This is a genomic window from Streptomyces termitum (assembly GCF_014650175.1).
Classification (GTDB): Bacteria; Actinomycetota; Actinomycetes; order Streptomycetales; family Streptomycetaceae; genus Streptomyces; species Streptomyces termitum.
In genome coordinates this window covers 414,270-420,539 of sequence record NZ_BMUL01000006.1, presented here as the reverse complement: position 1 = coordinate 420,539, position 6,270 = coordinate 414,270, and the positions used below count along the sequence as shown (strand labels likewise).

General features: G+C 76.0%; 7 protein-coding genes. 3 read left to right on the top strand and 4 right to left on the bottom strand.

All coding sequences use genetic code 11. From position 1 onward, the window contains the following. Positions 1 to 76 precede the first annotated feature (76 nt). Complete coding sequence (locus tag IE219_RS14805; protein ID WP_189977339.1) at positions 77 to 1,369, bottom strand: FAD-dependent oxidoreductase; 1,293 nt, start codon at positions 1,367 to 1,369, stop codon at positions 77 to 79. A 335-nt stretch (positions 1,370 to 1,704) separates the two neighbouring features. Continuing rightward, positions 1,705 to 2,619, bottom strand: coding sequence for a TIGR01777 family oxidoreductase (locus IE219_RS14800; RefSeq protein ID WP_189977290.1), 915 nt, complete (start codon positions 2,617 to 2,619; stop codon positions 1,705 to 1,707). 46 nt (positions 2,620 to 2,665) lie between these two features. On the opposite strand from IE219_RS14800, the gene IE219_RS14795 reads away from it, so the two are divergent. Continuing rightward, positions 2,666 to 3,166, top strand: a complete 501-nt coding sequence (locus IE219_RS14795) for a GNAT family N-acetyltransferase (RefSeq protein WP_189977288.1) — start codon at positions 2,666 to 2,668, stop codon at positions 3,164 to 3,166. Here the strand turns inward: IE219_RS14795 and IE219_RS14790 are convergent. After that, complete coding sequence (locus tag IE219_RS14790) at positions 3,163 to 3,867, bottom strand: TetR/AcrR family transcriptional regulator (protein WP_189977286.1); 705 nt, start codon at positions 3,865 to 3,867, stop codon at positions 3,163 to 3,165. The genes IE219_RS14795 and IE219_RS14790 overlap by 4 nt on opposite strands. Before the next feature lie 83 nt (positions 3,868 to 3,950). Here IE219_RS14790 and IE219_RS14785 point away from each other — a divergent pair, with 83 nt between their 5' ends. Together IE219_RS14785 and IE219_RS14780 are read left to right on the top strand one after the other, a co-directional pair. Then, complete coding sequence (locus IE219_RS14785; RefSeq protein ID WP_189977284.1) at positions 3,951 to 4,745, top strand: SDR family NAD(P)-dependent oxidoreductase; 795 nt, start codon at positions 3,951 to 3,953, stop codon at positions 4,743 to 4,745. Then, positions 4,745 to 5,602 carry an SDR family NAD(P)-dependent oxidoreductase gene (locus IE219_RS14780; protein ID WP_189977282.1) on the top strand — a complete coding sequence of 286 codons (858 nt, stop codon included), beginning with the start codon at positions 4,745 to 4,747 and terminating at the stop codon, positions 5,600 to 5,602. The genes IE219_RS14785 and IE219_RS14780 overlap by 1 nt, the downstream gene beginning before the upstream one ends. Before the next feature lie 50 nt (positions 5,603 to 5,652). On the opposite strand, the gene IE219_RS14775 is transcribed toward IE219_RS14780, so the two are convergent. After that, positions 5,653 to 6,180 (bottom strand): DUF4240 domain-containing protein, encoded by a 528-nt coding sequence (locus IE219_RS14775; protein ID WP_189977280.1) that lies wholly within the window; start codon positions 6,178 to 6,180, stop codon positions 5,653 to 5,655. Positions 6,181 to 6,270 lie beyond the last annotated feature (90 nt).

Genomic DNA, 6,270 nt, shown 5'->3' with positions numbered 1-6,270 from the left:
CACTCGGCATCCGACAGTTCATGGCGACGTATCACAGCACCATGATCCACCAGCGGTAATCATTTGAAGACACTGCCTAGGCCGCCTCCTCCCCGGTCTCGCCCGGGTCGTCCCAGTCGGCCGCGCGCAGCCCCAGGTCGGCCAGGACCGCCCCGGCGGCCCGGTCCGCCGAGGCCAGGGTGGAGCGCAGGGTGCCCGCCCCCCGGTGGTCGCCGCAGACGTAGAGCCCGGCCAGCAGCCGGACCGAGCGGCGCGGGTCGTGCGCCGGGGGAGTGGCGAGCACCGCGTCCCGCGTGTGGTGCAGGGCCAGCAGCTCCCACTCGTCCGTGGAGGTCCCGTACAGCGCCGCCAGGTGCTTGCGGACCCGCCGCTCGGTGTCGTCCGGCGGGGTCCCCAGGACCGTCGAGGTGATCAGCGGCCGGCCCCCCGGGGCCCGTACCGGGTCCACCGCGCTCATCACCGCCGTGTGCGCCACCGGCCCGCCCGGGTCGGACTCCACCAGCAGTGCCGGATCCGCCGTCGGCGCCACCGGCGCCGTGTGGTGCAGCACCGTCACCGGGTGGTACGCGGGCACCCGCAGGCCCGGCAGCAGCTCGGCGGCCGACCGGGCGCCCGTCGCGAGGACCACCGCCCGGCAGGCGACCGCGCCGTGCTCCGCCGTCACCACCCGGGCCGCCGACACCTCCGTGACCCGCACCCCGGTCCGTACCGTGCCCGGCGGCAGCAGGGCCGCCAGCCGCTCCGGGAGCGCCCCCGAGCCGCCCTCCGGCACCGACACCCGGCCCCGGGCGAAGGCCCGCAGCGCCAGGTCCGCCCGCCGGCTCGACACCGCCAGGTCGGGATCGGCGAGCAGCGCCGCGAGCAGCGGCCGCAGCACCGTCTGCACGGTCCGCGCGGGCAGCCGGCCCGTCAGCGCCTCCCGGGCCGTCCGGTCCGGGCGGGCCAGCAGCCGCTGGGTCGGGGTGGCCGCGAGCCGGACCAGCGAGGCGCCGAGCCGCGCCTGGTCGAGGGAGGCCGCCGGATGCCGGGGAGCGCTCGCGAGGGCGCGCGCCACGGTGAGCGCGCCCCTGCGTGCGCGGGGGTGCGGGGCGCCCCAGCGGGCGTACCGCCCGTCGGTGTGGACCAGCACGCCGGGCGCGAAGGGGCGCGGGACCAGGCCGTCGAGGCCCGGCAGGGCGCCGAGCTCCTCCGGCGCCAGGGTGAGCAGCCGGCCCACCCGGTCCAGCCGGAAGCCGTCGACGACGGCGGTCGCGTGCCGGCCGCCGAGGGCCGGTCCGGCCTCCAGGACCGTCACCGCGAGCCCCGCGCCGATCAGCCGCCGGGCCGCCGCGAGCCCCGCGATCCCGGCGCCCACGACGACGACGTCCACCTTCCCGGGCCCGGCCCCGCCGGTGCCGGGTCCGGCCGCCTCCCGGGGGGCCGGGACGGCCGGGACGCCGTCCGCCGGCCGGGCCGGGTCCGCCTGCCGCTCCTGCCGTGACTGCTGTGCCTGCTGTGCGCTGCGTGCGGTACTGAGCACGTGCCCCTCCCCAGGTCTGCGCCGCCTGTTGGTGGGCTATGCCCCCAACGGGCCCCCGGAATGCCCGAGTTCGCGATCCGTGTCGACTGGTGGGCATCGAGGCTAGGCAGCGCTCCCACGGCGGCGGGCCCGCGCGCGGCGGGCTTGCCGCAGCACGGGGGAGCGCAGGGGGCGCGGAGCCGCGCTCAGCGGGCCGCCGCGGCCCGGATCGAGGCGTCGACGGTGGGGAAGGCGAAGGAGAAGCCGGAGGACAGGAGCCGGTGGGGCAGCACCCGCTGGCTGCCGAGGACGTCCGCCGCGAAGTCGCCCAGGACCAGCCGCAGGGCGGCCGCCGGGACCGGGAAGGGCGTCGGGCGGCGCAGCACCCGGCCCATCGCCGCCGTCACCTCCCGGTTGGTGACCGGCTCGGGCGCGGTGAGGTTGAAGGGCCCGGAGAGTCCAGGGGTGTCCACCAGGTGCCGCAGGGCGGCCACCTCGTCGTGCAGCGAGATGAAGGACCAGTACTGGCTCCCGTCGCCCAGCCGGCCGCCGAGCCCCGCCCGGAAGAGCGGGAACAGCCGCCCCCAGGCGCCGCCCTGACGGGCCACCACCAGGCCGGTGCGGGCGTACGCGACGCGGATCCCGGCCTCCTCGGCGGGCGCGGCGGCGGCCTCCCACTCCACGCAGACCGAGGGCAGGAAGCCGGTGCCGGGCGGGGCGTCCTCGTCCACCGCGCGGCTGCCGGTGTCCCCGTACCAGCCGAGCGCCGTGCCGCACACCAGGACCCCGGGCGGTTCGGCCAGCCCGGCCAGGGCCCGCGCGATCGCCGTGGTGCCGAGCACCCGGCTGTCCCGGATCTCCTTCTTGTACGCCTCCGTCCAGCGGCGCTCGCCGACGCCCGCGCCCGCCAGGTGGACGACCGCGTCCACCCCGGTGAGCCCGGCGCCGTCCACGTACAGCCGCTTCGGGTCCCACTCGACCTCGTCGGCGGTCCGGGCGGGGCGGCGGACGAGCCGGAGGACGTCGTGGCCGTCGGCGCGCAGGGAGCGGACGAGGGCGGCGCCGATGAGCCCGGAGGCCCCGGTGACGGCGACCCGCTTGCGGGTGGCGGAAGGCTGCATGCGCCCATCCTGCCCGGTGCGGGCGGGACGTGGCAGAGTGGCCGGTATGACCGAGCCGGGGACCTTCGTGATCCGGGGCGCGCTGCCCGAGGACGGCGGGCCGCTGGGCCTGCTCGACCGCGCGGCCTGGTCGCCGCTGCACGCGGTGCTGCCCGCGCCCGCGGAGCCGTACCCGCCCTTCTTCGACGAGCGGAGCCGGCCCGAGGAGCTGCTCGTCGCCGAGCGGGGCGGGGTCCTCCTCGGCTACGTGCGGGTCGGCCGCCCGACGCCCTTCCCGTCCAACGCCCACGTCCGGCAGATCCAGGGCCTCGCCGTCGCGGCGGAGGCCCGCGGCCAGGGGGTCGGCCGGGCGCTGCTGCGCGCCGCCCTGGCGAAGGCCCGCGCCGACGGCGCCACCCGGATCACCCTGCGGGTCCTCGGGCACAACGTGCCCGCCCGCGCCCTCTACGAGGCCGAGGGCTTCGCGGTCGAGGGGGTGCTGCCCGGCGAGTTCCTCCTCGACGGCCTGCCCGTCGACGACGTCCACATGGGCCGCCCGCTCTCCTAGTCCCCCCGGGTGCCCCCGGCGCCCTGCTGCCACAGGGACACCCCGCCCATCAGCTCCCGCAGGCAGCGCAGGGCGAGGGCGGCGGGGCCGGCCGGACCGTCGACCGGCGCGTCGGACTCGGCCCAGCCCTCCAGGGCGATGCGGATCGCGTCGGTGGCCGCCGCCGCGGCCAGCCGCACCTCCAGCGGGTCGGCGTCCGGCCCGGCGAGGACGGCCAGGATCTCCCGCAGCCGCTCCTCCGACTCCTGGTTCACCCGGTACCAGACGGCCCGCAGCGCCGGGTCCCCGGCCGAGGCGCGCAGCAGCCCCCGGGTCCACCGCAGCCCCTCGGCCGCCTCCTCGTCGGCGGGGACGAGCGAGGCGGCGATCGAGCTCTCCAGCGCGGTCGGCAGCGGGGTGCCGGGGGCGGTGGCGGCGAGCGAGTCCCGCCAGCGGTCGGCGCCGCCCGCGAGGAGCGGGGCCACGGCGTCCTGCTTGGAGCGGAAGTAGCGGTAGAAGGTGCGCAGCGCGACGCCCGCCCGCTGGGCGACGTCCTCGGCGGTGGTGCCGTCGGGTCCCCGCTCGGTGAAGAGCTCGACGGCGGCGCGGGCTATGTCCAGCTGGGTGGCGGCCTTGCGGCGCTGGGTCAGGGAGGGCGTCGCGGACGGTCCGGGTCGATTGCTCACCGTACGAGGGTACGCCGCGAGGTGTGAGGAAGGCATGTCGTGCAGGTGTGGCAAAACGTGCCACTCAGGCGTACGGTGGCAGACAGATCGGAAAGTCTTGACATCGAGAGGTCGCCGCCATGAACCAGCTCACCCGTTACGAAGGACGCCGCGCGCTCGTCACCGGCGGCGGCTCCGGCATCGGCCAGGCCACCGTCCTGCGCATGCTCGCCGAGGGCGGGAGCGTCGTCGCCGCCGACATCAGCGAGGACGGCCTGAAGGACACCGCCGCCAAGGCCGGGGAGGACGCCGCCCGCCTCACCACCGTCGTCGTGAACATCGCCGACGAGGAGTCCGTACGGGCCGGCGTCGCCGCCGCCGTCACCGCCCTCGGCGGCCTCGACGTCCTGGTCAACGCCGCCGGCGTGCTGCGCTCCTCGCACACCCACGAGACCGCCCTCGACGCCTTCGAGCAGGTCCTCCGGATCAACCTGACCGGCACCTTCCTCATGATCCGCGAGGCGATCCCGGCCCTCCTGGAGGGCAACGGCTCCGCCGTCGTGAACTTCTCCTCCACCTCCGCGATGTTCGCCCACCCGTACATGGCCGCGTACGCCGCCAGCAAGGGCGGTGTCCAGTCCATGACCCACGCGCTGGCCGCCGAGTACGCCAAGCGGGGCATCCGCTTCACCGCCGTCCAGCCCGGCTCCATCTCCTCCGGCATGACCGACGGCTCCGGCGCCAGCCGGCAGTCCGTGGGCCCCGGCCTCCCCGAGGACGCCGACATGTCGCTGTTCGTCAAGCTCGCCCCCGCCCTCGGCCAGGGCTTCGCCGGCCCCGAGACCGTCGCCGGCGTCGTCGCCATGCTCGCCAGCGAGGACGGGAAGTTCATCACCGGCACCGAGGTCCGCATCGACGGCGGGACCCACTTCTGATGTCCGCCGCCGACCCCGCCCCCGTCACCGCCGCCGAGGTCTTCGCCGGCCGCGTCGCCGTCATCACCGGCGCCTCCTCCGGCATCGGCTCCGGCCTCGCCCGGCACGCCGCGAAGCTCGGCATGAAGCTCGTCCTCGCCGACATCGCCGCCGACCGCCTCGCCCTCTTCGCCGAGGAACTGCGGGCCGCCGGCGCCGAGGTCGAGAGCGTCGTCACCGACGTCTCCGCCCCCGCCTCCGTCGAGGCCCTCGCCGACACCGCGTACACCCGCTTCGGCACCGTGGACCTCCTGGTCAACAACGCCGGGATCATGGCCATGGGGTACTCCTGGGAGATCCCCGCCGAGCGGTGGGACGCCATGCTCCGCGTCAACATCGGCGGCTACGTCAACGGCGTCCGGGCCTTCGTCCCCCGCATGCTGGAGCGCGGCGAGAAGGCGTGGATCGTCAACGTCTCCTCCGTCGGCGGCCTGCTGCCGAGCCCGCTCATGGCCCCGTACAGCGTCACCAAGTTCGGCACCCTCGCCCTCACCGAGTCGCTCCACTACGAGATGCTCATGAAGGGCGCGCCGATCCAGGTGTCCGTCGTGACCCCCGGCTCCGTCAAGAGCGAGATCTTCAAGGCCGCCCGGCCCGGCGAGACCGAGCCCCCGGAGATCGCCGCCTTCAACGACCACCTCCAGACCCTCGCCGACGAGCACGGCCTCACCCCCGAGGAGCACGCCGAGCGGGTCTTCCAGATGGTCGCCGAGGGGAAGTACTGGGCGATCCCCCAGCCCGAGCAGCTCTTCCCCGCCCTCCAGCCGCGCACGGACATGATCCTCGCGCGGGAGAACCCCCGCCTCCGGACGGGCTGAGCCCCACCCGTCACCACCGCGCAGGCCCCGGCACCCCCTCCCGCCGGGGCCTACCCGTCCCCGAAGCGCTCCCACAGCCGGGGCAGCCGGACCGCCAGGGCCGCCCGGTCGGCCAGCTCCAGGGGAGTGCCCTCCGGGTCCTCCGGCGGCAGCGGGACCCCCAGGTCCGGGGTCTCCGAGCCGGTCAGCGTCTCGTACGCCTCGTCCGCCGCGAAGCCCAGCTCCTCGCCGTCCCCGTCCAGCTCCGGATCGAACTCCTCCAGGAGCTCCGCCAGCTCGTCCGGATCGGCCACCCCGGTCTCGTACACCTCCCGGCCCTGCCCGATCAGCCAGCAGCGGAAGGCGTCGAACCCCTCCTCGACCGTCCCCGACCCGTCGAGCAGCACCGCCGCCGCGCCCCACACGTCCCAGTGGTACGCCCGGTTGAACCGCGCCTCGAAATGGCGGGCGTAGTCGAGCACCGTGTCCGGATCCAGCCGGGTCAGCCGTTCCACGAGCAGGTCCGCCTGCTCGTCGGGGTCGCCCTCGGCCTCCTCGCGGGTGGCGTCGATGATCTCCCAGAACTCGGTCTCGTCCATCACCGCTCCAGGATCGGGGCTCGGACCGGACGACGCACCCGGAAAGTCCGGACGCCAACCGGACAGAGGATGTCGGGTATCCCTGCCAGT

Bases quoted from the DNA above. Each gene is read 5' to 3' on its own strand.
- IE219_RS14790 (WP_189977286.1), bottom strand. From the start codon at position 3,867: ATGCCTTCCTCACACCTCGCGGCGTACCCTCGTACGGTGAGCAATCGA.
- IE219_RS14800 (WP_189977290.1), bottom strand. From the start codon at position 2,619: ATGCAGCCTTCCGCCACCCGCAAGCGGGTCGCCGTCACCGGGGCCTCC.
- IE219_RS14775 (WP_189977280.1), bottom strand. From the start codon at position 6,180: ATGGACGAGACCGAGTTCTGGGAGATCATCGACGCCACCCGCGAGGAG.
- IE219_RS14795 (WP_189977288.1), top strand. From the start codon at position 2,666: ATGACCGAGCCGGGGACCTTCGTGATCCGGGGCGCGCTGCCCGAGGAC.
- IE219_RS14785 (WP_189977284.1), top strand. From the start codon at position 3,951: ATGAACCAGCTCACCCGTTACGAAGGACGCCGCGCGCTCGTCACCGGC.
- IE219_RS14780 (WP_189977282.1), top strand. From the start codon at position 4,745: ATGTCCGCCGCCGACCCCGCCCCCGTCACCGCCGCCGAGGTCTTCGCC.